This is a genomic window from Streptomyces sp. NPDC029296, assembly GCF_055569255.1.
In genome coordinates this window covers 107,828-134,581 of record NZ_JBVHXT010000021.1, presented here as the reverse complement: position 1 = coordinate 134,581, position 26,754 = coordinate 107,828, and the positions used below count along the sequence as shown (strand labels likewise).

General features: G+C 73.2%; 23 protein-coding genes. 15 read left to right on the top strand and 8 right to left on the bottom strand.

All coding sequences use genetic code 11. The annotated features are described in order from the left end of the window. Positions 1-223 precede the first annotated feature (223 nt). Together fabI and fabG are read right to left on the bottom strand one after the other, a co-directional pair. Positions 224-991: an enoyl-ACP reductase FabI gene (fabI, locus tag ACZ4W9_RS20100; protein ID WP_467937536.1), complete on the bottom strand. Its 768-nt coding sequence runs from the start codon at positions 989-991 to the stop codon at positions 224-226. 5 nt (positions 992-996) lie between these two features. Then, the gene (gene fabG, locus ACZ4W9_RS20095; RefSeq protein ID WP_467937534.1) at positions 997-1,701 is read right to left on the bottom strand and encodes a 3-oxoacyl-[acyl-carrier-protein] reductase; all 705 of its coding nucleotides are present in this window, start codon (positions 1,699-1,701) and stop codon (positions 997-999) included. Positions 1,702-1,940: 239 nt separating this feature from the next. Here fabG and ACZ4W9_RS20090 point away from each other — a divergent pair, with 239 nt between their 5' ends. The 3 genes from ACZ4W9_RS20090 (at position 1,941) to tyrS (ending at position 6,190) form a co-directional block, all read left to right on the top strand. Continuing rightward, on the top strand, positions 1,941-3,464 hold the full coding sequence (locus tag ACZ4W9_RS20090) for a TldD/PmbA family protein (RefSeq protein WP_467937532.1): 1,524 nt from the start codon (positions 1,941-1,943) through the stop codon (positions 3,462-3,464). Beyond that, complete coding sequence (locus ACZ4W9_RS20085; RefSeq protein WP_467937528.1) at positions 3,461-4,855, top strand: metallopeptidase TldD-related protein; 1,395 nt, start codon at positions 3,461-3,463, stop codon at positions 4,853-4,855. The genes ACZ4W9_RS20090 and ACZ4W9_RS20085 overlap by 4 nt, the downstream gene beginning before the upstream one ends. A 66-nt stretch (positions 4,856-4,921) precedes the next feature. Further along, complete coding sequence (gene tyrS, locus ACZ4W9_RS20080) at positions 4,922-6,190, top strand: tyrosine--tRNA ligase (RefSeq protein WP_467937526.1); 1,269 nt, start codon at positions 4,922-4,924, stop codon at positions 6,188-6,190. Between the two features lie 53 nt (positions 6,191-6,243). On the opposite strand, the gene ACZ4W9_RS20075 is transcribed toward tyrS, so the two are convergent. Beyond that, entirely contained in the window at positions 6,244-6,528 is a 285-nt protein-coding gene (locus tag ACZ4W9_RS20075; protein WP_467937524.1) for a GlsB/YeaQ/YmgE family stress response membrane protein, read from the bottom strand. Positions 6,529-6,763: 235 nt separating this feature from the next. Here ACZ4W9_RS20075 and ACZ4W9_RS20070 point away from each other — a divergent pair, with 235 nt between their 5' ends. The 7 genes from ACZ4W9_RS20070 to ACZ4W9_RS20040 all read left to right on the top strand — a co-directional run bounded on the left by ACZ4W9_RS20070 (position 6,764) and on the right by ACZ4W9_RS20040 (position 15,630). Continuing rightward, positions 6,764-7,171, top strand: coding sequence for a DUF3099 domain-containing protein (locus ACZ4W9_RS20070; RefSeq protein WP_467937521.1), 408 nt, complete (start codon positions 6,764-6,766; stop codon positions 7,169-7,171). 247 nt (positions 7,172-7,418) lie between these two features. Next, positions 7,419-7,643 (top strand): hypothetical protein, encoded by a 225-nt coding sequence (locus tag ACZ4W9_RS20065; protein ID WP_467937519.1) that lies wholly within the window; start codon positions 7,419-7,421, stop codon positions 7,641-7,643. 348 nt (positions 7,644-7,991) lie between these two features. Then, positions 7,992-11,624, top strand: a complete 3,633-nt coding sequence (locus ACZ4W9_RS20060; protein ID WP_467937588.1) for a nitrate reductase subunit alpha — start codon at positions 7,992-7,994, stop codon at positions 11,622-11,624. 1 nt (position 11,625) lies between these two features. Then, a complete protein-coding gene (gene narH / locus ACZ4W9_RS20055) occupies positions 11,626-13,236 on the top strand; it encodes a nitrate reductase subunit beta (protein ID WP_467937516.1) in 1,611 nt (536 codons plus the stop codon). Continuing rightward, on the top strand, positions 13,233-13,859 hold the full coding sequence (gene narJ, locus ACZ4W9_RS20050) for a nitrate reductase molybdenum cofactor assembly chaperone (RefSeq protein ID WP_467937513.1): 627 nt from the start codon (positions 13,233-13,235) through the stop codon (positions 13,857-13,859). Before narH ends, narJ begins: the two co-directional genes overlap by 4 nt. Further along, entirely contained in the window at positions 13,856-14,611 is a 756-nt protein-coding gene (gene narI, locus ACZ4W9_RS20045) for a respiratory nitrate reductase subunit gamma (RefSeq protein WP_467937511.1), read from the top strand. The genes narJ and narI overlap by 4 nt, the downstream gene beginning before the upstream one ends. Then, positions 14,611-15,630 (top strand): tellurite resistance/C4-dicarboxylate transporter family protein, encoded by a 1,020-nt coding sequence (locus ACZ4W9_RS20040; RefSeq protein ID WP_467937509.1) that lies wholly within the window; start codon positions 14,611-14,613, stop codon positions 15,628-15,630. The genes narI and ACZ4W9_RS20040 overlap by 1 nt, the downstream gene beginning before the upstream one ends. Here the strand turns inward: ACZ4W9_RS20040 and moaA are convergent. From moaA to ACZ4W9_RS20025, 3 genes are all read right to left on the bottom strand, one after another. Beyond that, positions 15,627-16,616: a GTP 3',8-cyclase MoaA gene (moaA, locus tag ACZ4W9_RS20035; protein WP_467937507.1), complete on the bottom strand. Its 990-nt coding sequence runs from the start codon at positions 16,614-16,616 to the stop codon at positions 15,627-15,629. The genes ACZ4W9_RS20040 and moaA overlap by 4 nt on opposite strands. Positions 16,617-16,790: 174 nt before the next feature. Continuing rightward, on the bottom strand, positions 16,791-18,416 hold the full coding sequence (locus ACZ4W9_RS20030) for a solute symporter family protein (protein ID WP_467937505.1): 1,626 nt from the start codon (positions 18,414-18,416) through the stop codon (positions 16,791-16,793). Further along, complete coding sequence (locus ACZ4W9_RS20025) at positions 18,413-18,769, bottom strand: DUF485 domain-containing protein (protein ID WP_467937503.1); 357 nt, start codon at positions 18,767-18,769, stop codon at positions 18,413-18,415. The genes ACZ4W9_RS20030 and ACZ4W9_RS20025 overlap by 4 nt, the downstream gene beginning before the upstream one ends. A 287-nt stretch (positions 18,770-19,056) precedes the next feature. On the opposite strand from ACZ4W9_RS20025, the gene ACZ4W9_RS20020 reads away from it, so the two are divergent. Beyond that, on the top strand, positions 19,057-20,580 hold the full coding sequence (locus ACZ4W9_RS20020) for a S8 family peptidase (protein WP_467937501.1): 1,524 nt from the start codon (positions 19,057-19,059) through the stop codon (positions 20,578-20,580). A 71-nt stretch (positions 20,581-20,651) separates the two neighbouring features. Further along, positions 20,652-22,049 (top strand): CoA transferase, encoded by a 1,398-nt coding sequence (locus tag ACZ4W9_RS20015; RefSeq protein ID WP_467937499.1) that lies wholly within the window; start codon positions 20,652-20,654, stop codon positions 22,047-22,049. A 9-nt stretch (positions 22,050-22,058) separates the two neighbouring features. Here ACZ4W9_RS20015 and ACZ4W9_RS20010 read toward each other — a convergent pair whose 3' ends face one another. Then, complete coding sequence (locus ACZ4W9_RS20010) at positions 22,059-23,108, bottom strand: zinc-dependent alcohol dehydrogenase family protein (protein WP_467937497.1); 1,050 nt, start codon at positions 23,106-23,108, stop codon at positions 22,059-22,061. Positions 23,109-23,339: 231 nt separating this feature from the next. Next, entirely contained in the window at positions 23,340-24,050 is a 711-nt protein-coding gene (locus tag ACZ4W9_RS20005; protein ID WP_467937495.1) for a VIT1/CCC1 transporter family protein, read from the bottom strand. Positions 24,051-24,514: 464 nt separating this feature from the next. Here ACZ4W9_RS20005 and ACZ4W9_RS20000 point away from each other — a divergent pair, with 464 nt between their 5' ends. The 3 genes from ACZ4W9_RS20000 (at position 24,515) to ACZ4W9_RS19990 (ending at position 26,678) form a co-directional block, all read left to right on the top strand. Continuing rightward, a complete protein-coding gene (locus ACZ4W9_RS20000) occupies positions 24,515-25,498 on the top strand; it encodes a DEDDh family exonuclease (RefSeq protein ID WP_467937493.1) in 984 nt (327 codons plus the stop codon). 99 nt (positions 25,499-25,597) lie between these two features. Further along, positions 25,598-25,831, top strand: coding sequence for a hypothetical protein (locus ACZ4W9_RS19995; RefSeq protein ID WP_467937491.1), 234 nt, complete (start codon positions 25,598-25,600; stop codon positions 25,829-25,831). A gap of 49 nt (positions 25,832-25,880) precedes the next feature. Continuing rightward, positions 25,881-26,678 (top strand): SURF1 family cytochrome oxidase biogenesis protein, encoded by a 798-nt coding sequence (locus ACZ4W9_RS19990; protein ID WP_467937489.1) that lies wholly within the window; start codon positions 25,881-25,883, stop codon positions 26,676-26,678. The last annotated feature ends 76 nt before the right edge of the window (positions 26,679-26,754 follow it).

Genomic DNA, 26,754 nt, shown 5'->3' with positions numbered 1-26,754 from the left:
GGCAGCGGAGGGTCGTGCGGGCGGACGCGTCCTTGGGAGGTTTCGGCACGGCGCGTCCGCGAAGGCGTACTCACAGGGTGCGCCGCCGACGCGGCGGCGGCCCGGCCGGTGAGCCGGACAGGTGACACCCCCGGCACCCGGTGGCGAACGACCGACGCCCCGCTCCCCGCGGCGCGGCGGGAAACGGGGCGTCGGCAGGGCCGCGTAAGGCCCGGGCGGTGCCTCAGGCGCCGATGGCGTGCAGACCGCCGTCGACGTGGATGATCTCGCCCGTGGTCTTCGGGAACCAGTCGCTCAGCAGCGCGACGATGCCGCGGCCGGCCGGCTCCGGGTCCTTCAGGTCCCACTCCAGCGGGGAACGGGTGTCCCACACGGAGGCCAGGTCGCTGAAGCCCGGGATGGACTTGGCGGCCATGGAGCCGATCGGGCCCGCCGAGATCAGGTTGCAGCGGATCTTCTGCTTGCCCAGGTCGCGCGCCATGTAGCGGCTGGTGGCCTCCAGGGCGGCCTTGGCCGGGCCCATCCAGTCGTACTGCGGCCAGGCGTACTGCGCGTCGAAGGTGAGGCCGACGACCGAGCCGCCGTTCTGCATCAGCGGCAGGCAGGCCATGGTCAGCGACTTCAGGGAGAACGCCGAGACGTGCATGGCGGTCGCGACGGACTCGAACGGCGTGTTGAGGAAGTTGCCGCCGAGCGCGTCCTGCGGCGCGAAGCCGATGGAGTGCACGACGCCGTCCAGACCGCCCAGCTCCTCGCCGACGACGTCCGCGAGGCGCCCGAGGTGCTCCTCGTTGGTGACGTCCAGCTCGATGACCTTGGTCGGCTTCGGCAGCTTCTTGGCGATGCGCTCGGTCAGCGTGGGCCGCGGGAACGCGGTCAGGATGATCTCGGCGCCCTGCTCCTGGGCCAGCTTGGCGGCGTGGAAGGCGATGGAGGACTCCATCAGCACACCGGTGATCAGGACGCGCTTGCCCTCGAGGATTCCGCTCATGGTGATCAGTGACCCATTCCCAGTCCGCCGTCAACCGGGATGACGGCTCCAGTGATGTACGAGGCGTCGTCGGACGCGAGGAACCGCACCGTCGCGGCGATCTCCTCCGGCTGCGCGTACCGGCCGAGCGGTACCTGCGCGACGATGCCCTGGCGCTGCTCGTCGCTGAGCACCTTGGTCATGTCGGTGTCGACGAAACCGGGCGCGACGACGTTGAAGGTGATGTTGCGCGAGCCCAGCTCCCGGGCGAGGGAACGCGCGAAGCCGACCAGCGCGGCCTTGGAGGCGGCGTAGTTCGCCTGTCCCGCCGAGCCGAGCAGGCCGACCACGGACGAGATCAGGACGACGCGGCCCTTCTTGGCCCGCAGCATGCCGCGGTTGGCGCGCTTGACGACCCGGAAGGTGCCGGTGAGGTTGGTGTCGATGACCGAGGTGAAGTCCTCCTCGGACATGCGCATCAGGAGCTGGTCCTTGGTGACGCCGGCGTTGGCGACCAGGACCTCGACCGGACCGTGCCGGTCCTCGATCTCCTTGTAGGCCTGCTCCACCTGCTCCGGGTCGGTGATGTCGCACTTGACGGCCAGGAAACCGGCCGGCGGCTCACCCGAGCGGTACGTGATCGCGACCTTGTCGCCGGCGTCGGCGAAAGCGCGGGCGATGGCGAGGCCGATGCCCCGGTTGCCTCCGGTGACGAGAACCGAGCGGCTCAACGGATCACCCTTTCGATAGCGGTCTTGCACATCCGCCCGGGCTCCTGGGCGGCAGGCGGCTTCATCGGAAACCTATCGGTACCGCCGCTCCCGAGGGCAAGCGGGCACCGACAGTGGCTCGGGGGTGTCGCTGTCGGATCCCTACAGAACGCGGTCGCGGGGGACCCAAACCTGTGGTCCGCCGGACCGGTCCCGGGACATGATCGGACCCGACAGGCCACGACAGCAGGGAGACCTCCGTGCCTCATTCCATCGACGAAGCCTTCACGGCGCTTCCCCTACGGGCCCTCGCCGACGCCGCGCTGGCACGCGCGCGTGCGCTGGGGGCCGACCACGCGGACTTCCGGTTCGAGCGGGTGCGCAGCGCCTCCTGGCGGCTGCGGGACGCACGGCTCGCCGGATCGTCGGACACCACCGACCTCGGGTACGCGGTCCGGGTGGTGCACGGCGGTACGTGGGGCTTCGCGTCCGGGGTGGACCTGACCATGGACGCCGCCGCCCGGGTCGCCTCGCAGGCGGTGGCCATGGCCAAGCTGTCCGCGCAGGTGATCAGGGCGGCCGGCTCCGACGAACGCGTGGAGCTGGCCGACGAGCCGGTGCACGCCGACAAGACGTGGATCTCCTCGTACGAGATCGACCCGTTCTCGGTGCCGGACGAGGAGAAGTCGGCGCTGCTCGCGGAGTGGAGCGGCCGGCTGCTGGCCGCGCCCGGTGTCGACCACGTCGACGCCTCGCTGCTCACCGTGCACGAGAACAAGTTCTACGCGGACACGGCCGGGACGGTCACCACCCAGCAGCGGGTACGGCTGCACCCGCAGCTGACCGCCGTCTGCGTCGACGAGGCGAGCGGCGAGTTCGACTCCATGCGCACCCTCGCCCCGCCGGTGGGGCGCGGCTGGGAGTACCTGACCGGGTCCGGCTGGGACTGGGAGGACGAGCTGGCGCGGATGCCCGAGCTGCTCGCCGAGAAGATGCGGGCGCCCAGCGTGGAGCCGGGCCTGTACGACCTGGTGGTCGACCCGTCCAACCTGTGGCTGACCATCCACGAGTCCATCGGCCACGCCACGGAGCTCGACCGCGCCCTCGGTTACGAGGCCGCCTACGCCGGCACCTCCTTCGCCACCTTCGACCGGCTCGGCAGCCTGCGCTACGGCTCCGAGCTGATGAACGTCACCGGCGACCGCACCGCCGAGCACGGCCTCGCGACCATCGGCTACGACGACGAGGGCGTCCGAGCGCAGTCCTGGGACCTGGTGAAGGACGGCACGCTGGTCGGCTACCAGCTGGACCGGCGGACGGCGCGGCTGACCGGGTTCGAGCGGTCCAACGGGTGCGCGTACGCCGACTCCCCCGCCCACGTGCCGGTGCAGCGCATGGCCAACGTCTCGCTGCGGCCGGACCCCGCCGGGCTGTCCACGGAGGACCTGATCGGGGGCGTCGACCGGGGCATCTACGTCGTCGGCGACCGGTCCTGGTCGATCGACATGCAGCGGTACAACTTCCAGTTCACCGGCCAGCGCTTCTTCAGGATCGAGAACGGGCGGATCACCGGCCAGCTGAAGGACGTCGCCTACCAGGCCACGACCACCGATTTCTGGGGGTCCATGGCCGCCGTCGGCGGACCGGGGACCTATGTCCTCGGCGGCGCGTTCAACTGCGGCAAGGCCCAGCCGGGGCAGGTCGCCGCCGTGTCCCACGGCTGCCCGTCGGCCCTCTTCAAGGGCGTCAACATTCTGAACACCACGCAGGAGGCCGGCCGATGAGCGCCCGTACCCACAAGCCGCACGAGATCGTCGAGCAGGCGCTGGCGCTCTCCCGCGCCGACGGCTGCGTCGTCATCGCCGACGAGCACTCCACCGCCAACCTGCGCTGGGCGGGCAACGCGCTCACCACCAACGGGGTGACCCGGGGCCGTACGCTCACCGTGATCGCGACCGTGGACGGCAAGGAGGGCACCGCCTCGGGCGTGGTGTCCCGGTCGGCGGTCACCGCAGGGGAGCTGGAGCCCCTGGTGCGGGCCGCCGAGGCCGCCGCGCGCGGCGCCGGCCCGGCCGAGGACGCGCAGCCGCTGGTGGGCGGGGTGCCCCAGTCCCCCGACTTCACGGACGCGCCCGCCGAGACCTCCTCCGCGGTGTTCGCCGACTTCGCGCCGGCGCTCGGCGAGGCCTTCGCCCGCGCGCGTGCGGGCGGCCGGGAGCTGTACGGCTTCGCCAACCACGAACTGGTGTCGACGTACGTGGGCACGTCCACCGGGCTGCGCCTGCGGCACGACCAGCCCACCGGCACGCTGGAGCTGAACGCCAAGTCCCCCGACCGCGCCCGCTCGGCGTGGGCCGGCCGGTCCACCCGGGACTTCAAGGACGTCGACCCCGGCGCGCTCGACGCCGAACTGGCCGTACGGCTCGGCTGGGCCGAGCGGCGCATAGACCTGCCCGCGGGACGGTACGAGACGCTGCTGCCGCCGACCGCGGTCGCGGACCTGCTGATCTACCAGCTGTGGTCCGCCTCCGGCCGGGACGCGGCCGAGGGGCGGACGGTGTTCTCCAAGCCGGGCGGCGGCACCCGGGTCGGCGAGCGGCTCTCGGAGCTGCCGCTGACCCTGCGCAGCGACCCGGACGAGCCGGGGCTGGAGTGCCCGCCGTTCGTGATCGCCCACTCCTCCGGCGGCGACCTGTCCGTGTTCGACAACGGGCTGCCCACGCACGCCACCGAGTGGGTCGACCGGGGCGTGCTGAAGCACCTGACGACGACCCGGCACGGCGCGGGCCTGACCGGGCTCCCGGTCGCCCCCGCGCTCGGCAACCTGATCCTGGACGGCGGCGGCGACCGCTCGCTGGAGCAGATGGTCGCGGACACCGAGCGCGGGCTGCTGCTGACCTGCCTGTGGTACATCCGCGAGGTCGATCCGGCGACCCTGCTGCTGACGGGCCTGACCCGGGACGGCGTCTACCTGGTGGAGAACGGCGAGGTGACCGGGCAGGTGAACAACTTCCGGTTCAACGAGTCGCCGGTGGACCTGCTGGGCCGGGCCACCGAGGCCGGGCGGACGGAGAAGACGCTGCCGCGCGAGTGGAGCGACTGGTTCACCCGCACCGCGATGCCCGCGCTGCGGGTCCCGGATTTCAACATGAGCTCTGTCAGCCAGGGCGTATAACCTCGTAGGCGTTCGTGGTCGGGTGTCACCCGGCTGCCGGAAGATCATCGAGGAGACACGAGAACCGTGACGGACATCGTCGACGAGCTGAAGTGGCGCGGGCTGTTCGCCCTGTCCACCGACGAGGACGCATTGCGCAAGGCGCTCGCGGACGGTCCCGTCACGTTCTATTGCGGTTTCGACCCGACGGCGCCGTCACTGCACGTGGGGCACCTGGTGCAGGTGCTCACCGTGCGCCGGCTCCAGCAGGCCGGGCACCGGCCGCTGGCGCTCGTCGGCGGCGCCACGGGCCTGATCGGCGACCCGCGCCCGACGGCCGAGCGCACGCTGAACGACCCGGAGACGGTGGCCGGCTGGGTGGACCGGCTGCGCGGCCAGATCGAACCGTTCCTGTCCTTCGAGGGCGAGAACGCGGCGGTCATGGTCAACAACCTGGACTGGACCGCCGGCCTCTCCGCGATCGAGTTCCTGCGGGACATCGGCAAGCACTTCCGCGTCAACAAGATGCTGACGAAGGACTCCGTGGCCCGCCGCCTGGAGTCCGACCAGGGCATCAGCTACACCGAGTTCAGTTACCAGATCCTGCAGGGCATGGACTTCCTGCAGCTGTACCGGCGCTACGGCTGCACGCTCCAGCAGGGCGGCAGCGACCAGTGGGGCAACCTCACGGCCGGTCTGGACCTGATCCACCGGCTGGAGCCGGAGGCCTCGGTGCACGCCCTGGCCACCCCGCTGATGACCAAGGCGGACGGCACCAAGTTCGGCAAGACCGAGGGCGGCGCCGTCTGGCTCGACCCGGAGATGACGACGCCGTACGCGTTCTACCAGTTCTGGCTGAACGTGGACGACCGGGACATCTCCCGCTACCTGCGCATCCTGTCCTTCAAGTCCCGCGAGGAGCTGGAGGAGCTGGAGCGGCAGACCGAGGAGCGTCCGCAGGCCCGGGCGGCGCAGCGGGCGCTCGCCGAGGAACTGACCACGCTGGTGCACGGCGCCGACCAGACGGCCGCGGTGATCGCCGCGTCCAGGGCGCTGTTCGGCCAGGGCGAGCTGGCGGAGCTGGACGAGCGGACGCTGGCCGCGGCGCTGTCGGAGGTGCCGCACGCGCGGGTCGCCGCGCCGGCGCCGGTGGTCGACCTGCTCGCCGAGGTCGGCCTGGTCCCCAGCAAGTCCGCGGCCCGGCGGACGGTGAAGGAGGGCGGGGCCTACGTCAACAACGTGAAGGTCACCGCGGAGGACTTCGTCCCGGCGGCCGGGGACCTGCTGCACGGGCGCTGGCTGGTGCTGCGGCGCGGGAAGAAGAACCTGGCCGCGGTGGAGATCGTCGCCGGGTGACGCCGTAGCGCCGGCAGGGGCGCGGGAGACCCGTGACGGGGAGGCCCGCGCCCCTACACCCGGGCCCGGTGCTTCCTCTTGCCGAGCGTCGCCATGTAGAGGGCGTCGACCGCCGCGACGATGATGATCGCCGCCACGAGCTGGAAGATGTGACGGCTCCAGTCGATGCCCCGGGTCTCCGACACGCCGACCGCGCGGGCGATCGCGTTGCCCACGATGGCGCCCAGGATGCCGCAGATGGTGGTCAGCCAGAGGGGGCTGTGCTGCTTGCCCGGGATGACCGCCTTGGCGATGACGCCGAGCACGAATCCCACGATGATCGCCCACAACCAGCCCATGGCTGCCTCCTTGTACGGCTCGACGTGAGCATTACGGCCAGTGTGGTGCGCTGCGCCGTACGGCGCACGTCGGCCTGCCCCGTACGCGTCACGGCCCGGGGCGTCGCCGCAGGCAGGGGCCGACCCGGCCTCGAAGGCGGCGCGGGGGCGGCGTAACGTGGGGGGTGGCCCGGCCGGGTGTGCGGACGGGGGTGCGGGCCGGGACGGGTCCGATGCGGGCGGATGGTGAATGGCGATGCGGAAGCAGCACGGCGGCGGCGTCCAGGTGTTCCGGATCACGGGCGCCCGGACGGGACTCGCCGAGGATGTCCGGGGCCGCCAGCGGCGGTATGTGATCTCGATGGCGGTCCGTACCCTGTCGGTGATCCTCGCGGTCTCGCTGTGGAACGTCGAGCGGTACGTCGCGATCGTGGCGCTCGTGCTCGGCGCGCTGCTGCCCTATGTCGCCGTGGTGATCGCCAACGCGGGCCGCGAGCGGCCGCCCACGCTCCCCTCCACGTTCGTCACCACGCCGATGCGTCCGATGATCGCCGCCACGCCGGCCGAGGACGAACGGGCGGGCGCCGTACGGGATTCCGCACCGCGCGACATGCCGACGAACCAGGCGGCCGGGGCGGGCGGCGAGCGTCCCGAACCGGTCTGACCACGGCGGACGCGGGACCCGCGCACGCGGCCACCCGGCAGCTCAAGAAAACCTCAGATCAATCTAGCTGTTCCGGTCCCGGGCGACGGGGTACCCGTGACATACTGCGTAGGCGCTCCGCATCCCCCGTCGGAGCGACGGACCGACGCCGGGCAGCTCCCCCCGTGGCTGCCCGGCGTCGCCTTGTTTTCCGCCCCTTTTCCCCTTTCGTTTTCCGCCCTCGACGAGACGAACCGAGACGAAAACCGTGAGTGACGAGACCCCGATCTGCTCGGCCAAGGGCTGCCGTGCCGCCGCCGAGTGGGTGCTGGCCTGGAACAACCCCAAGGTCCATACGCCCGAGCGGCGCAAGACCTGGCTGGCCTGCGAGGAGCACCGCGAGCATCTCGCGCAGTTCCTCGGGGTGCGGGGTTTCCTGAAGGACGTGGTCCCCTTCGAGGAGTGGCGGTCCGCCGAGGAGACCGGGGCGTAGCGGGAGGGAGCCGGCGGCTCCGGTCCCGTGCGCCGTCCCCCGGACCCGGACCGGTGCGGCGCCGCCGCGCCAGTCATAGGACCGTGTCATGCGCCCTCTCCCAACGGCGCGTAACGCGGACGCCAACGTCGGGTCGTCTCTCTTTCGTTCGTCACGAACCATTGCAAAGCAAAAGAAAAACAAGTTCTCGGTAGCCTCAAGTGGCGAAAAAGAGCGCCACCGCGCGAGCGTGCCGGGAGCACTCTGGCCCCGTTCACCGACAGGCGCGTGCCGGAGCGGACCCCTCCGGCAACCCGATCCCGAGGGGAGCCCGAGGGCGTGGGACGTGGCAGGGCGAAGGCGGAGCGGATTGCTTCGGATGCGGCCGAACGACTTCTGACGGCCGGACAGTTGTTGCGGCGGGCGCCGACCACGCCCGGAGGACGGGCCGTGTTCCGTACGGACCAGCAGGTCAACGACCAGCCGTACCGGGAGCGTTGGGCGCACGACAAGGTGGTGCGCTCCACGCACGGGGTGAACTGCACGGGATCGTGTTCCTGGCAGGTGTACGTGAAGGACGGTCTGATCACCTGGGAGACCCAGGCGACGGACTATCCCTCGGCGGGCCCGGACCGGCCCGACTACGAACCGCGGGGCTGTCCGCGCGGAGCGGCGTTCTCCTGGTACACGTACTCGCCGACCCGGGTGAAGTACCCGCACGCCCGCGGGGTGCTGGTGGAGATGTTCCGGGATGCAAAGCGCCGCCTGGGCGGTGATCCGGTGGCGGCGTGGGCGGAGATCACCGGCGACCCGGACAGGCGGCGCCGCTACCAGTCCGCCCGCGGCAAGGGCGGACTGGTGCGCATCGGCTGGGCGGAGGCGCTGGAGATCGCCGCCGCCGCCCATGTGCACACGCTCGAAAAGTACGGGCCGGACCGGATCGCGGGATTCTCCCCGATCCCGGCGATGTCGATGGCGTCGCACGCGGTCGGGGCGCGCTTCCACGCGCTGATCGGGGCGCCGATGCTGTCGTTCTACGACTGGTACGCGGACCTGCCGATCGCCTCGCCGCAGGTCTTCGGCGACCAGACGGACGTACCGGAGTCGGGTGACTGGTGGGACGCGGCCTATCTGATGCTGTGGGGCTCCAACGTCCCGGTCACCCGGACGCCGGACGCCCACTGGATGGCGGAGGCCCGCTACCGGGGGCAGAAGGTGGTGGTGGTCTCGCCGGACTACGCGGACGCCACGAAGTTCGCCGACGAGTGGCTGCACCCCCACCCGGGCACCGACGGGGCACTGGCCATGGCGATGGGCCACGTCATCCTGCGCGAGTGCTTCGTGGACCGGCAGGTGCCGTACTTCACCGACTACGTGCGGCGGTTCACCGACCTGCCCTTCCTGGTCGCCCTCGACGGCGACGCGCCCGAGGGCCGTACGCCGGGCGCCTTCGTGACCGCCCGGGACCTGGACCTGGCCGGGGACGCGGAGGCGGCGGCGCGGCGCTGGATGCCGGTCGTGTTCGACACGGCGACCGGCCGGCCGGCCGTGCCCCCCGGCACCCTCGGCGACCGCTGGCGCGAGGCGGGCAAGGGCCGCTGGCACCTCGGTCTCGACGGCATCCAGCCCCTGCTGACCTGCCACGGCCGGCCCGGGGCCACGACGGCACGGGTGGTGCTGCCGCGCTTCGACGAGCCGGGCGCCACGCTCACCCGGTCGGTGCCGGCGCTGCGCGTCGGCGGGCGCCTGGTGACCACCGTCTTCGACCTGATGCTGGCCCGGTACGGGGTGGGCCGCGAGGGCCTGGACGGGCAGTGGCCCGCCTCGTACGAGGACGCCTCCCTGCCCTGCACGCCGGCCTGGCAGGAGGCGATCACCTCCGTACCGGCGGGCGCCGTGGTGCGGGCGGCGAGGGAGTTCGCCCGGACCGCCGAACAGACCCGGGGCCGCTGCATGATCGTGATGGGCGCGGGCACCAACCACTGGTTCCACTCGGACACGATCTACCGGTCGTTCCTGTCGCTGCTGCTGCTCACCGGCTGCCAGGGCGTCAACGGCGGCGGATGGGCCCACTACGTGGGCCAGGAGAAGGTGCGTCCGTACGCGGGCTGGCAGCAGCTGGCGACGGCCTCGGACTGGGTGCGCCCGTCCCGGCAGATGGCGGGAACGCCGTACTGGTACCTGCACACCGACCAGTGGCGGTACGAGAGGTTCACCGCGGACGTCCTGGCCGCGCCGACCGCGCCCGGGACGCTCGGCGGGCTGCACACCGCGGACCTCGTGGCCCGTTCCGCGCGCCAGGGCTGGATGCCCTCGTACCCCACCTTCGGCGCCAATCCGCTGGACCTCGGACGGCGCGTCCACGAGGCGGGGGCCGACCCGGCGGCGTGGGTGGCCGCCGAACGCGACGCCGGCCGGCTCTCCTACGCCGTCGAGGACCCGGACGACCCGGCCAACTGGCCCCGGGTGCTCACCGTGTGGCGGGCCAATCTGATCGGTTCGTCCGCCAAGGGCAACGAGTTCTTCCTGCGGCATCTGCTGGGGGCGTCCGACAACGCGAGCGCCGAGGAGGCGCCGCCCGGGTGCCGGCCCCGGGACGTGGCGTGGCGGGAGCAGGCGCCGCGCGGCAAGCTCGACCTGCTGCTCGCGCTCGACTTCCGGATGACCTCGACGACGTTGTTCGCGGATCTGGTGCTGCCCGCGGCGACCTGGTACGAGAAGCACGACCTGTCCAGCACGGACATGCACCCCTATGTGCACGCGTTCTCCCCGGCGATCAGCCCGCCCTGGCAGGCCCGCACCGACTTCGAGATCTTCCACGGCCTGGCCGCCGAGGTCGCCCGGCTGGCCGCGGGCCGGCTGGACGTGGGCTACGACCTGGTGGCCACCCCCCTCCAGCACGACACCCCCGGCGAGGCCCCGCCCGACGGGCCCACCGCCCCGCGCCTGACGCTCGTACGGCGGGACTACACCGCCCTCGGCGAACAGATCGCCGCGCTGGGGCCGCTGGCCGAGCGGGAGGGGATGACGGTGAAGGGGGTGACCGTGCGGCCCGGGCCCGAGGTGTCCTGGCTCGCCGCGCGCTGCGGCACCGGCACCTTGGGGGCGGTGCGCGGGCGGCCCCTGCTGGACACCGACGTCAAGCTGTGCGAGGCGATCCTCGCCCTGTCCGGCACGACCAACGGCCGGCTGGCCGCCGAGGGGTTCGAGCGGCTCGCCGAGCGGTGCGGGCCCGGGTCGGGCCTGACCGGGCAGGCCGCGTCGGTGGCCGAGCGGCGCATCACGTTCTCCGACACCCAGGCCCGGCCGGTGCAGGTCGGGGCGAGCTTCGAGTGGTCGGGCAAGGAGGGGCCGGACCGCCGCTACTCGCCCTTCACCGTCAACACCGAGCACCTCAAGCCCTGGCACACCCTCACCGGACGCCAGCACTTCTACCTGGACCACCCGTGGATCGCCGAGTACGGCGAACAGCTCCCGGTCTACCGGCCGCCGCTGGACCTGGCGGCGCTGGGCGAGGGGCCCCGGACGGACGGCGACGGCGCGCGGTCGGTGACGGTCCGGTACCTCACACCGCACTCGAAGTGGTCGATCCACTCCGAGTACCAGGAGAACCTGCTGATGCAGACCCTCGCGCGCGGCGGCCCGGTCGTCTGGATGAGCGTCGCCGACGCCGAGGCGATCGGTGCCGCGGACAACGACTGGATCGAGGCCCACAACGCCAACGGCGTGGTCGTGGCCCGGGCGGTCGTCTCGCACCGCATGCCCACCGGCACGGTGTTCATGTACCACGTCCAGGAACGGCTGGTGAACGTCCCCAAGTCGGAGGCCACCGGGCGCCGCGGCGGGGTGCACAACGCCCTGACCCGGCTGCTGATCAAGCCGACGCATCTGATCGGCGGCCACGCCCAGCTCTCGTTCGCCCCCAACTACTACGGCCCCACCGGCAATCAGCGTGACGCGATCACCGTGATCCGGCGGCGTACACAGAACGTGGAGTACTGACATGCGCGTCATGGCACAGATCGCCATGGTGATGAACCTGGACAAGTGCATCGGCTGCCACACCTGTTCGGTCACCTGCAAGCAGACGTGGACCAACCGGTCGGGCACCGAGTACGTGTGGTTCAACAACGTGGAGACCCGTCCCGGCCAGGGCTATCCGCGCGGCTACGAGGACCAGGACAAGTGGAAGGGCGGCTGGCGGCTCAAGCACGGGCGGCTGGTGCCGCGCGGCGGGGGCCGGGCCCGCCGGCTGGCCCGGCTGTTCGCCAACCCCGAACTGCCGTCCCTGTCCGACTACTACGAGCCGTGGACGTACGACTACGAGAACCTGATCTCCGCACCGCTCGGCGACGACGTGCCCACCGCGCCGCCCCGCTCGCTGGCCGACGGCCGCCCCACCCGGGTGACCTGGGGCCCGAACTGGGACGACGACCTGGGCGGCGGACCCGCGCACCTGGCCGGGGACCCGGTGCTGCGGAAGATGAACGAGCAGGTGCGCCTGGAGTACGAGCAGGCGTTCATGTTCTATCTGCCGCGCATCTGCGAGCACTGCCTCAACCCGTCCTGCGTGGCCGTGTGCCCGTCCGGGGCCCTGTACAAGCGCGTCGAGGACGGCATCGTCCTGGTCGACCAGGACCGCTGCCGGGGCTGGCGCATGTGCGTGTCCGGCTGCCCGTACAAGAAGGTGTACTTCAACCACGCCACCGGCAAGGCCGAGAAGTGCACCCTGTGCTACCCGCGCATCGAGGCGGGACAGCCCACGGTCTGCTCGGAGACCTGTGTGGGCCGGCTGCGCTATCTCGGCGTGCTCCTCTACGACGCCGACAAGGTCGGCGAGGCCGCCGCCACGGAACGCGAAGAGGACTTGTACGAGGCCCAGTTGGGCTGCTTCCTCGACCCGCACGACCCCGCTGTCGCGCACGCCGCCGAGGAGGCCGGGATCCCGCACGACTGGATCACCGCCGCCCGCCGCTCCCCCGTGCACGCCCTGATCAGCACCTACCGGGTGGCGCTGCCCCTGCATCCGGAGTTCCGCACCCTGCCCATGGTCTGGTACGTCCCGCCGCTGTCACCGGTGGTGGAGTCGCTCACCGCGACCGGACACGACGGGGAGGACCCGGCCAAGCTGTTCGCCGCCATCGACTCGCTGCGCATCCCCGTGGCCTACCTCGCCGAACTGTTCACCGCGGGCGATCCGGCGCCGGTGGAGGCGGCGCTGTGCCGGCTGGCCGCGATGCGCACCCACATGCGGCGCGTGAACCTCGGTGAGGAGCGGGACCCGGCCATCGCCCGCGCCGTCGGCCTGGACACCGCCGGCATCGAGGCCCTGTACCGGCTGCTGGCGCTGGCCAAGTACGACGAGCGCTACGTCATCCCCACCGGCTACACCGGCACCCTGCCCGACGACGGCGACCTCGGCGCCGGGTGCAGCCTGGACGGCCACGGCGGGGTCGGCATGTACGCGGCCGACGCCTTCCACGCCCCGCTCGCCGCCGGGCCGGAGCCGGAACACGCCGGGACGTCACTGCGCGACAGGGTCAACCTGCTGAACTGGAACGGCAAGGGCCGCCCCGAGGGTCTGTTCCCGCGCGGCCGGGGCGGCGCCCGGTGAGCCGTCCCGCCGTCCACCAGGCCGCCTCCCTGCTGCTCGGCTACCCGGACCGGGACTGGCCCGGGCGGCTGCGCACCGTACGCGCGGCGCTGGAGCCCTTGCCCGGTGCCGACACCGAACTGCTGCTGCGGTTCTGCGCCCGCGTCGAGGACACCGATCCGCTGGAGCTGGCCGCCCGGTACGTCGCCACCTTCGACCGCAGCCGCCGGCGCTGCCTGTACCTGACGTACTACACCGACGGGGACACCCGCAGGCGGGGCGGCGCCCTGGCCCGCCTGAAGGCCCTCTACCGGGAGCACGGCTGGCAGCCCACCGAGGACGAACTGCCCGACTTCCTGCCCCTGCTGCTGGAGTTCGCCGCCCGCGTGCCCGAGGCCGGGACACCGCTGCTGGCCGGGCACCGGCCCGCCCTGGAACTGCTCCGCTTCGCCCTGGCCGCCTACCGCAGCCCCTACGAGGACGTCGTCGAGGCGGTCTGCCGGACCCTGCCCGGCCCCCGCCCGCCGAGTCGTGAGGCGGCCCTGCGGCTCGCCCGCACCGGTCCGCCCGCCGAGACGGTCGGCCTCCTGCCCTACCCCCCACGATCCCCCCACAGCCCGCACGTGGAGGAGACCTCCCGGTGAACCACCTGCACATCGCCCTCTGGGGCGTCCTCCCCTACCTCGTCCTCGCCGTGCTGGTCACCGGCACCGCCTGGCGCTACCGCTACGACCGGTTCGGCTTCACCACGCGCTCCAGCCAGCTCCACGAGCACCGGCTGCTCGCGGTCGGCGGCCCGCTGTTCCACTACGGGCTGCTGTTCGTGGCGGCCGGGCACGTCATCGGCCTGCTCGTTCCCGAGCCGTTCACCGAGCGGGTGCGCGTCCACGAGTGGCTGTACCACGCCAACGCCCTGTTCGTCGGCGGCACGGCGGGCCTGGCCACCCTCGCCGGTCTGGCCGTCCTGCTCCACCGGCGCCTGCGGGTGCCCGCCGTGCGGGCCGCCACCAGCCGCAGCGACCGCGCGGTCTACCCGCTCCTGGTCTGCGTCCTGCTGGCCGGGCTGACCGCCACGGCCACCACCCTGCGGCCCCATCCCTACGACTACCGGGTGGGCGTCTCGGTGTGGTTCCGCTCCCTGTTCACCCTGGACCCCGACGTGTCCGCCATGGCCCACGCCCCGCTCGCCTACCAGGTGCACGCGCTGCTCGCGCTGGCCCTGTTCGCGCTGCTGCCGTTCAGCCGCCTCGTGCACGCCTTCACCGCGCCGCTGGGCTATCTGACCCGCCCCTACATCGTCTACCGCTCCCACGGGACCCGGCGGCCGTCCGCCGCGCGCCCGGGACCGGGCCGGCCGCGCCGCCGCACCGGCCGGGAACCGCTCGCGCGGCGCTGATGGGGGCACGGCTGTCCGACCGGTGCCGGGACCTGCCACCGGCGTGTTTCGCTCCCGTCATGGCCACCGGCATCGTCTCCCGGGCGCTCGGGCAGGCCGGCGCCCACGCGGTGTCCGGGGTGCTGTTCGGCGTCGCGGCGGCCCTGTACCTGCCGCTGCTGGCGGCGGCCGGTGTCAAGGCCGCCGTCCACCGGGGCGCCCTGCGTGCCGAACTGCGCGATCCCGGGCGCCTGTTCGGGCACTACACGCTCGTCGCGGCCAGCGGGGTGCTCGCCACCCGGCTGACCGAGGGCCCGGCCCGGATCGCCGGCTGCGCCCTGCTGGCGGTCGCGGTCGTCGTGTGGGCGGGGCTCGCCCGCGCGACCGCCCGGCTGCGGCACACCGGGCCGGAGCGGCTCCTGCGGCAGGCCGACGGCATCTGGTTCCTGGCCACCGTCGGCCTGCAGGCCATCGTGCTCACGCTGACGAGCCTCGCTCCCCCGCGTCCGGTGCTCGTCGTCGCCCTCGTGCTGTGGGGCGCCGGTCTGCCGCTGTACGCGGGCACGCTCGCGCTCGTCGTGCGGCGGCTGCGGCACCACCCGCCCCGGCCGGCCCGGGCGCTGCCCAGCTACTGGGTCACCATGGGCGCCGCCGCCATCAGCACCCTGGCGGGCGCCCGGCTGCTGCTCCGCGAGGAGCTGCTGCCCGGACCCGTCCGGGGCCTTCTCGCGGGGACGGTCGTCGCGCTGTGGGTCTGGGCGACCGTGCTGATCCCGCCGCTGGTGGCCGCGGGTGTCTGGCGCCATCTGCGGCACCGGGTCCCGTTCGGCCACGAGCCCACGCTCTGGTGCGTCGTCTTCCCGCTCGGCATGTACGCCACCGCGACCGCCCAGCTCGCCGGGGAACACCGGATCGACGCCGTGGCCGTGCCCCACCGGCCGCTGGCATGGCTCGCCCTGTCGGCCTGGCTCGCGGTCGGCGCCCGGTGCCTGACCGGCCGGTCCGGGGACGGGGCGGCGGGCTGGGACGACGGGGCCTAGCCGCCGATGGCCGACATGGGGCGGTCGGGCTGGATGAAGGAGGGGTCGTCCAGGCCCGCGCCGGCCTTCTTGCCCCACATCGCCAGCTTCCAGATACGGGCGATCTCCTCGTCGGGGGCGCCGGAGCGCAGGGCCGCGCGGAGGTCGGTCTCCTCGGTGGCGAACAGACAGGTGCGTATCTGACCGTCGGCGGTGAGGCGGGTGCGGTCGCAGGCCGCGCAGAACGGCCGGGTCACCGAGGCGATCACGCCGACGCGGTGCGGTCCGCCGTCCACCAGCCAGCGCTCCGCGGGTGCCGAGCCGCGCGCGTCGGCGCCCTCGGGGGTGAGGTCGAAGCGGGTGCGCAGGGAGGTGAGGATGTCCCCGGCGGTGACCATGCCCTCGCGCTTCCAGCCGTGCTGGGCGTCCAGCGGCATCTGCTCGATGAACCGCAGTTCGTAGTCGTGCTCGACCGCCCAGGCGAGCAGGTCCGGGGCCTCGTCGTCGTTCAGGCCCGGCATCAGGACCGAGTTGACCTTGACCGGGGTCAGGCCGGCCTCGCGGGCCGCGGCGAGGCCGTCCAGGACGTCCTGGTGGCGGTCGCGGCGGGTGAGGGTCTTGAAGACGTCCGGGCGCAGGGTGTCCAGGGAGACGTTGACCCGGTCCAGGCCCGCCGACTTCAGGGCGGCCGCGGTGCGGACCAGGCCGATGCCGTTGGTGGTCAGGGACATCCGGGGGCGCGGGGCGAGGGCCGCGACGCGCTCCACGATGCCGACCAGGCCCGGGCGCAGCAGGGGCTCGCCGCCGGTGAAGCGGACCTCCTCGATGCCGAGCGCGCGGACCGCGACGTCGATGAGGCGGACGATCTCGTCGTCCGTGAGCAGGTCCGGCTTGGCCAGCCACCGCAGGCCCTCCTCGGGCATGCAGTAGGTGCAGCGCAGATTGCACCGGTCGGTCAGCGAGACCCTCAGATCGGTGGCCACCCGGCCGTAGGTGTCGATGAGCACGTGGGCCCCCTCCCTCTCCCGGTCACTCGTTCTCGGCCGCCCATGCGTCGTCCGTCACCTGCGAGCGTACGCGACCGCGCCGACATCGACAGCGGCCCGATCCCATGAGGAACGGCGCGACCGCGTCGTAGGACCGTACAGTCCCGGACGACGCGGTCGTCCCGCGTGCCGCCGTCAGTGGGCTCCGGTGCCGGTCAGGGACCGGACCTCCAGTTCCGCGTACTTCCCGGCGTCCGGGGTCTCCTTCGACAGCAGGGTGCCCACCACGCCGAGCAGGAAGCCGACCGGGATGGAGATGAGGCCGGGGTTCTCCAGCGGGAACCAGTGGAAGTCGACGCTCGGGAACATCGAGGTCGGCTTGCCGGAGACCACCGGGGAGAACAGCACCAGGCCGACCGCGGTGACCAGGCCGCCGTAGATCGACCACAGGGCGCCCGCGGTGGTGAACCGCTTCCAGAACAGGCTGTAGAGGATGGTCGGCAGGTTGGCGGAGGCGGCGACCGCGAAGGCGAGGGCGACCAGGCCGGCCACGTTCAGGTCGCGGGCCAGGGCGCCGAGGACGATGGAGACCGCGCCGATGCCGACGGTCGCCCAGCGGGCCGCGCGCACCTCCTGCTCCTCGGTGGCCTGGCCCCTCTTGATCACGTTGGCGTAGATGTCGTGCGAGAACGAGGACGAGGAGGCCAGGGTCAGGCCGGCGACGACCGCGAGGATCGTGGCGAAGGCGACCGCGGAGATGCTGGCGAGCAGGATGGCTCCCCAGTTGGAGTCGACGCCGCCCAGATGGAGCGCCAGCAGGGGGGCCGCCGTGTTGCCCGCCTTGTTGGAGGCGATGATCTCGTCCGGTTTGATCAGCGCGGCGGCGCCGAAGCCGAGGGCGAGGGTCATCAGGTAGAAGACGCCGATCAGGCCGATCGCCCAGAGGACGGACTTGCGGGCGGCCTTGGCGGTGGGGACGGTGTAGAAGCGGATCAGGATGTGCGGCAGGCCGGCGGTGCCCAGGACCAGGGCGATGCCGAGGGAGAGGAAGTCCAGCTTGGTGGTGCCGGTGGCGCCGTACTTCAGGCCGGGCTCCAGGAAGGCGCTGCCCTTGCCGCTGTTGTCGGCGGCCCTGCCGAGCAGTTCGGAGATGTTGAAGTCGAACTTCAGCAGGACGAGGAAGGTCAGCAGCAGGGCGCCGGCGATCAGCAGCACCGCCTTGACCATCTGGACCCAGGTGGTGCCCTTCATGCCGCCGATGGTGACGTACACGATCATGAGCAGGCCGACCAGGGCGACGATGCCGATCTTGCCGCCGTCGCTGGTGATGCCGAGGAGCAGGGAGACCAGCACGCCGGCGCCCGCCATCTGGGCCAGCAGGTAGAAGATCGACACGACGATGGTGGAGGTGCCGGCCGCGGTGCGCACGGGGCGCTGGCGCATCCGGTAGGCCAGCACGTCGCCCATCGTGTAGCGGCCCGAGTTGCGCAGGGGTTCGGCGACCAGGAGGAGGGCGACGAGCCAGGCGACGAGGAAGCCGATGGAGTACAGGAAGCCGTCGTAGCCGAAGAGGGCGATGGCGCCGGCGATGCCGAGGAAGGACGCGGCCGACATGTAGTCACCGGAGACGGCGAGGCCGTTCTGGAATCCGGTGAACTGGCGTCCGCCCGCGTAGAAGTCGGCGGCGTCCTTGGTCTGCCGGCCCGCCCAGACGGTGATGACGAGGGTCGCGGCGACGAACACCGCGAACAGGGTGATGATCAGCGTCCGGTGCTCGCTCGCCTCGCCGGCGGCCAGCAGCGTGTGGGGCATGGCGCTCATGCTCCGCCCTCCATCCGGGACTTGATGGCCTCGGCCCGCGGGTCGAGCCTGGTGGCGGCGCGGCGGGCGTACCACCAGGCGATGAGGAACGTGGTGAGGAACTGGGCGAGGCCCAGGACGAGGGCGACGTTGACATGGCCGGCCACCTTGGTGCCCATGAAGTCGCCCGCGTAGTTGGACAGCAGGACGTACAGCAGGTACCAGGCGGCGAAGGCGATCGTCAGCGGGAAGGCGAAGGAGCGGTGCGCGCGGCGCAGTTCACCGAACTCCGCGCTCTGCTGCACCTCGGTGAACTCCTCGGTGGAGGGAAGGCGGGCTGGGGATTGAGTGGGTGGCGGTGTCTCGGTGGCCACGGAGTCTCCTCGCGTCACGAACGTGCGCTTGCTGATCTCGCAGGGACGGGAACACATTACAATGAGTCATCAGTCGACTCCATCCGGTGATTCCCGTAGGGGACCTGATCCTTTCGGGCCTCCCGTCCACGGTCACGGCGCCGCCCGGGCGCCGGTTCAAGTACGCCTGGGCCTTTCGGAGATCAGCGCGGGCGGATAGCTTCGGCCCTGCACCGCCTCGTCACGCACCTGCCCGGACAGCCACCTGCGTTCCGGGCGGTTCCGTATCCGGATGATGTGGAGATCCCATGGCTCATCTGCGCTCCAGACGCCGACTGGCGCTCGCCGTACCGGCCGCGCTGTCGCTGACCGCCACGCTCGGTTTCCTGCCGTCGGCGGCCTCGGCGGCCCCCTCGGCGGCCGCGGAGGCCCCGGTGGCGCGGGCGGCGGACGGCCCCGCCCTGTCGTACGTGGTGAACACCGGTACGGGCCGCTCCACGATCGAGTCGGTGCGGCGGGCGATCACCCGCAACGGCGGGACGGTGGTGACGAGTTACGACCGGATCGGGGTGATCGTCGTCCACTCCGCGGACCCCGGCTTCGCCCAGCGGATCCGCGCCGTGCGCGGGGTCGAGTCGGCGGGCGCGACGCGCAACCGCCCGCTGCCCGCCCAGTCCACCACCGACGTGGGCACACCGAAGGCGCTGAGCGCGGCCGAGGCCGCCGGCGTCCGGGCCGCCGCCGGACAGGACCCGCTGGAGCCGTTGCAGTGGGACTTGCCGGCCATCAAGGCGGACAAGGCGCACGAGAAGACCCTGGGCAGCCCGGACGTCACGGTCGCCGTCATCGACACGGGCGTCGACGACACCCACCCGGACATCGCGCCCAACTTCGACCGCGCGGCCTCCGTCAACTGCGTGTCGGGCAAGCCGGACACCACGGACGGCGCCTGGCGGCCGGGCGCGGCGGAGAGCCCGCACGGCACGCACGTGGCGGGCGAGATCGCGGCGGCGAAGAACGGCGTGGGCATGACGGGCGTGGCGCCGGGGGTGAAGGTCGCGGGCATCAAGGTGGGCAACCCGGACGGCTTCTTCTACACCGAGGCCGTGGTCTGCGGCTTCGTGTGGGCGGCCGAGCACCACGTCGACGTGACCAACAACAGCTATTACACCGACCCGTGGTACTTCAACTGCACCTCCGACCCCGACCAGAAGGCACTGGTGGACGCCGTCACCCGGGCCTCGCGCTACGCGGAGCGCAAGGGCGCGGTCAACGTCGCGGCGGCGGGCAACGAGAACTACGACCTCGCCTCCGACGCGATCACCGACGAGGACTCGCCGAACGACGGCACCCCCTCGGACCGGGTGGTCGACCCGCACGAGTGCTTCGACATACCGACCCAGCTGCCGGGCGTCGTCACGGTCGCGGCGACCGGCGCGAAGGGCCTGAAGTCGTCGTTCTCCAACCACGGTCTCGGCGTGGTGGACATCGCCGCGCCCGGCGGCGACCGCCTCCAGGCGCCGCAGCCCCCCGCGGTCAGCGGCCTGGTCCTGGGCACGCTGCCGGGCGGCAAGTACGGCTACATGGCCGGGACGTCCATGGCCGCCCCGCACGTCGCCGGTGTCGCCGCATTGATCAAGTCAACCCATCCGCACGCCCCGGCGGCGGCCGTGAAGGCGCTGCTGTACGCGGAGGCCACCGCCACCCCCTGCACGGACCCGTACGACATCGACGGCGACGGCAAGGTGGACGCGGTGTGCGAGGGAACGAAGAACCACAACGGCTTCTACGGCTGGGGAGTGACGGACGCGCTGGCCGCGGTGACCAGGTAGGCATCACGGGGGGCGGCTGCGCGGGCGCGCCCCTCGCTGGGTTGATTCAATCAATCATGCATAGTGCAGTCATGACTGCACTCACGTACGCGTGGTCCGCGCTGGGCGGCGACCCCGCCCGGCTGTCCCGGCTCACCCTCGTCCCGCGGGAGGGCGTGCTCGCGGCGCGCCTTCCCGTGCGGGAGCTGGCCCGGGCCTGCGTGGGCGCCTGCGCGCTGGCCGCGGCGGAGCTGGCGGCCCGCCGGGCCGCCCTCCCCGAGGTCCCGGGCGTCCGGGTCGACGACGGCGCGGTCGCTGCGGCCTTCCACAGCGAGCGGCTGCTGCGGATCGACGGCCGGGCACCGGTCTCCTTCGCGCCCCTGTCCCGGTTCTGGCGCACGGCCGACGGCTGGGTGCGCACCCACGCCAACTACCCGCACCACCAAGCCCGGTTGCTCGGCGCGCTGGGGCTGCCCGCGGACGCCTCGGCGGACCGCGTCGCCGGACACCTGGCCGGGCGCCCCGCCCTGGAGGTGGAGGAGACCGTCGGCGGCGCGGGCGGTCTCGCCGTGGCCCTGCGCACCCCCGGGGAGTGGGCGGCACACCCGCAGGCGGCCGAGGTGGCCGCGCGCCCGCTGGTCGAGCGCTCCTGGCCGGACACGGCGCCCCCGCGCGTGTTCCCGCCGCCCGTTCCCGGTGCCGCCGCCCTGCTGCCGGCATCCGGACTGCGCGTCCTGGACCTGACCCGGGTCCTGGCGGGTCCGGTCGCCACCCGCACCCTCGCCCTGCTCGGCGCGGACGTGCTGCGCCTGGACGCCCCGTGGCTGCCGGAACTGCCCGACCAGCACGCCGACACCGGCTTCGGCAAGCGGTCCGCCACGCTGGACCTGGACACCGGCCGCGATGTCCTCGAAGACCTGCTGAGCACGGCGGACGTCGTGGTCACCGGCTACCGGCCGGGCGCCCTGGACCGGTTCGGGCTCTCCCCCGAGGCGCTGGCCGGGCGCCACCCCGGGCTGGTCGTGGCGCAGGTGTCGGCGTGGGGCGCGTACGGGCCGTGGCACGCGCGGCGCGGCTTCGACAGCCTGGTGCAGGTCGCCACCGGCATCGCGGTCACCGAGGGCACGGCCGGGGAGCCGGGCGCGCTGCCCGCGCAGGCCCTGGACCACGGCACCGGCTATCTGCTGGCGGCGGCCGTGCTGCGGGCGCTGACCGAGCAGTCGTACGACGGCGGGAGCCGGCTGGTGCGGCTCGCGCTGGCCCGGACCGCGCACTGGCTGGCCCACGGCATCCGCCCGGAACCGGCCGAGGGGGAGCCGTACCCGGGTCCGGACGCCTGGCTGGCCGAGACCGGCGGCGCGCTGGGCCGGCTGCGGCACGCCCGCCCGGCCGTGTCCTTCACGGGCGGACCCGCCGGCTGGGCCCGGCCCCCGGCGCCCTGGGGTTCGGACCCGGCCCGCTGGACCGCCGCCCCGGCCGGCGGCGGGTGACACACGCGGTCACCGGTCGTTGGTGACCAGCACCTTCAGGGCCGTGCGCTCGTCCATCGCCCGGTAACCGGCCGGGACGCCCTCGATGTCGACGGTCAGGTCGAACACCGGGGAGGGGTCGATCGTGCCGTCGAGGACGTCGGGCAGCAGGTCGGGGATGTAGGCGCGGACCGGGGCGACCCCGCCGCGCAGCGCGATGTTCCGGTCGAACATCACGCCGAGGTCCAGGCCGGTGCCGCTGCCGTGGGGCACGCCCACGAAGCCGATGGCGCCGCCGTCCCGGGTGATGCCGACGGCCGTCCGCATGGACTGCTCGGTGCCGACCGCCTCCACGACGGCGTGCGCGCCCTGGCCGCGGGTCAGCTCGCGGACGGCCTCGACGGCGGCCTCCCCGCGCTCGGCGACCACGTCGGTGGCGCCGAACCGGCGCGCGATGTCGGTCCGCACCCGGTGCCGGCCCAGGGCGATGATCCGCTCGGCGCCGAGCCGCTTGGCGGCCAGGACGGCGCACAGGCCGACCGCGCCGTCCCCGACGACGGCGACCGTGGCCCCGGGCCGGGCGCCCGCGCCGAGGGCCGCGTGGTGGCCGGTGCCGAGCACGTCGGACAGGGTCAGCAGGGCGGACAGCAGGTGGTCGTCCGTGGCCGCCTCCTTGGGCAGCCGGACGAGGGTGCCGTCGGCGAACGGCACGCGGACGGCCTCGCCCTGGCCGCCGTCGTAGCCGACCGAGCCCCAGAAGCCGCCGTGCTCGCAGGAGGTGGTCAGGCCCTCGCGGCAGTAGTCGCAGACGCCGTCGGACCACATGAAGGGCGCGACCACCAGGTCACCGCGGCGGACGCTGCCCACCTCGGAGCCGGTCTCCTCCACGACGCCGAGGAACTCGTGCCCGATCCGCTGGCCCGGCTGCCGGGCCGCCTCGCCCCGGTAGGCCCACAGGTCGCTGCCGCAGATGCAGGCGCGCAGCACCCGGACGACGGCGTCGGTGGGCAACCGCACCACGGGGTCGGGGACGTCCTCCACGCGCATCTCGTACGGGGCGTGGATGGTGGTGGCGCGCATGACGGGGTCCTTCTCGTGCGGGGCTCGTGCGGGGCGGTGCGGCGTGCCCGCGAGCGGCGGGCGCACTTCACCGTACGTCGTGCCCGCGGCGTCCCGCGCGGCCGGCCGTCGCGGCCGGTTTCCGGGCCGGTGCCGGGCTCGCCGTCGAAGAGCGGACGAGACGTCCGTACGGGCCCTGGCCGAGCCGGCGCGGGTGCCGCCGTCCCGGCCGCGGCACCGGTGTCCGCGCGCTCACACCCCGGCCGCCCCCAGCAGGCTGCCCGCCGCGTAGGTCACGCCCATCGCCAGCGCCCCGCCGGCCACGTTGCGCACCACCGCGCGCGGGGGGCGGGCCGCGCCGAGGCGGGCGCTGCTCCAGCCGGTGAGGACCAGGGCGGCGAGGACGCAGCACACGGTGACGGGGAGCCGGGCGCCGGCCGGGGGCAGCACGATGGCCAGCAGCGGGAGCAGCGCGCCCACGGTGAAGGCCAGGAAGCTCGCCCAGGCCGCGTGCCAGGGGTTGGTCAGCTCGTCCGGGTCGATGCCCAGCTCCACGCGCGCGTGGGCCCGCAGCGCGTCCCGCGCGGTGAGCTGTTCGGCGGCCTCGCGGGCCACGTCCCGGGACAGGCCGCGCCGGGCCAGCAGCTCGGTCAGCTCCCGCAGTTCGGCCTCCGGCCGGTCGCGCAGCTCCCGGCGCTCCGCGGCCAGCGCGGCCATCTCGGAGTCGCGCTGGGTGGAGACGGAGACGTACTCGCCGGCCGCCATGGACATCGAGCCGGCGAGCAGTCCCGCCAGTCCGGCGGTGAGCAGCGCGGAGCGGCTCCCGGTGGCGCCGGCCACACCGACGACCAGGCCGGCGGTGGAGACGATGCCGTCGTTCGCGCCCAGTACGGCGGCCCGCAGCCAGTTCAGCCGGGAGCCGAGCGCGCCGCCGTGGAGCTCGTCGTGGGTGGGTTCCGTCACAGCAGGGAGGATCCCACCGGCAGCGCCCCGGGCGCCGCACCGACGCGGGGCCGGCCGGCGGAGCGGGACACCGCGGCGGAGGGGGCGCGGGCAGGGTGCCGGAGGACCGCTGCCACCACGCCCGGACCGCTGCCCCGGGCGAACGCCGGACCGGTGAACTCCGCCCCGGCCACCGGGCCGTATCGCACCGCCCTTCACCGGGCCCCTGTGACGAACCGTCACCCGCGACACCGGCACGACGGTCCGGGGCGGGGAGCGGCCTGCCCGGGAAGGGAGTCGATGGACGGCAGCCAGTGGCGGACGCGGCGGTGGCCGGTGCCGGGTGAGCGGGCACGCGCGTACGAGGACGGAGTGCGCGGGCACGCGCGCGTATGTGCGGTGGCCGAGTGCGCGGGCGGGTCCGGGGTGCGGGTGCCCGACCTGGGGGACGGCGCTGTCGGTGGCGGCCCGTATCCTCAGTGACCATGCTCGAAGACCGTGCGACCGCCGCGCCCTCCGCCACCCCGTGGCCGGCCGCGTATCCGAAGGGATACGCGGTCGTTGACGTGGAGACCACCGGACTGGCCCGCGACGACCGGATCATCTCGGCGGCCGTGTACCGGCTGGACGCGCTCGGCGAGGTCGAGGACCACTGGTACACGCTCGTCAACCCGCAGCGCGATCCGGGACCCGTGTGGATACACGGCCTGACGAGCGAGATGCTCGACGGCGCGCCGCTGTTCGCGGACGTGGCCGAGGAGTTCGCGGCCCGCCTGGACGGCCGGGTGCTGGTGGCGCACAACGCCGTCTTCGACTGGCAGATGATCGCGCGGGAGTACGCGCGCGTGCGGCGCGAGGCGCCGGTGCGCCAGCGGCTGTGCACCATCGCGCTGTCGAAGGAGCTGGGGCTGCCGCTGCCCAACTTCAAGCTGGAGTCGCTGGCGGCCCACTTCGGGGTCGTCCAGCAGCGGGCGCACCACGCGCTGGACGACGCGCGGGTGCTGGCGGAGGCGTTCCGGCCCAGCCTGCGGGCCGCGGCGGCGGGCGGCGTCCGGCTGCCGCTGCTGGAGTGCCGGCCGCTGACGGAGTGGTCGGACCGGCCGGTGCCCCGGCAGGCGTCCGGCGGCTACGGCGGCTATCGGCAGGGCGGTTGGCGCCCCTCCCGCAAAAGGCCCGCATGCCCCTATCCCAACCCCGGTCGCTATGAAGACGGCAAAAGGCTCAAACAGGGCATGCGGGTCGCCTTCTCGGGTGACACGTCGACGGAGCGCGAGCTGCTGGAGGACCGCGCCACCGAGGCCGGGCTGCACGTGGCCGGCAGCATCTCCCGGCTGACCAGCCTGCTGGTGACCAACGACCCGGACTCGGGCACGTCGAAGACGGTCAAGGCCCGGCAGTACGGCACGCCGATCCTGGACGAGGCCGCGTTCGGGCAGCTGCTGAGGGACGTGGAGCCCGCCGACGAGTAGCCGAGGACGCGCGCGGTTCATCGTACGAACGGGTGATTGCCCCACGACTCACCCGGCACCGGCTCGCCGGGGAAACGGCGACGGCTCACCCTGTGGCGCATGGCGACATGCGAAGTCTGCGGCAATGACTACGGAATGACCTTCGAGGTGCACGCGCAGGGCGCCGTGCACGTCTTCGACTGCTTCTCCTGTGCGATCCACCGCATGGCCCCGCTCTGCGAGCACTGCCGGGTGCAGATCATCGGCCAGGGCGTGGAGGTGGAGGGCCACTGGTACTGCGGCGCGCACTGCGCCCGGGCCGAGGGGAGGGCCGGCATCGTCGACCGGGTCTGACCCGGTACCCGCCTGAACGCACCCCATGACGCGGAGGTACCGTCGTGGGGTGCACCGCTACCGCTTCCTGCTGTCCCGCCAGTGGGTGATCCTCACCCTCGTCGCGATCGCGCTGATCCCGACGATGATCAGGCTGGGCTTCTGGCAGCAGCACCGCTACGAGGAGCGCACGGCCCGCAACGACCTGGTCTCCGCCGCGCTGCACGCCGACCCCGTCCCGGTCGAGCGGCTGACCTCCCCCGGGCACGCGGTGTCCCGCACCGAGAAGTACCGCACGGTCACCGCGACCGGCACCTTCGACACCTCGAAGGAGGTCGTGGTCCGCCGCCGTGTCAACTCCGACGGCGAGGTCGGCTTCCACGTCCTCACCCCCCTCGTCCTCGACGACGGCAAGGTATTGCTCGTCAACCGGGGCTGGATCCCCGCGAACGGGGCGCAGACCGACTATCCCAAGGTGCCGGCGCCGCCGGCCGGGCGGACCACCGTCACCGGACGGCTGATGGCCGACGAGACGACCGCCGCGAGCGGCATCAAGAACGTCAAGGGCCTGCCCGACCGGCAGATCATGCTGATCAACAGCGCCGAGGAGGCCCGGCGGCTGGACGCGCGGGTGCTCGGCGGCTACATCCAGCAGACCGCGCCCCGCGCCGAGAACGGCTCCCCGGAGCAGATCTCCGACCCGGGCAGCGAGGACGCCCCGCTGAACTACGCGTACATGATCCAGTGGTGGCTGTTCGCGGCGGCCGTCCCGGTCGGCTGGTGGTTCCTGGTCCGGCGCGAGCTGCGCGACCGGGCGGAGGCCGCGGCGGAGAGCCGCACCGAGGAGAACGAACCGGCCCCGGTCTGACCCCGGTCCGCCCTCCCCCCACGCCCGCCCCGGCCACCGGCCGGACCCCGCCCGTCCCCCTCACGTCTCACTCCCC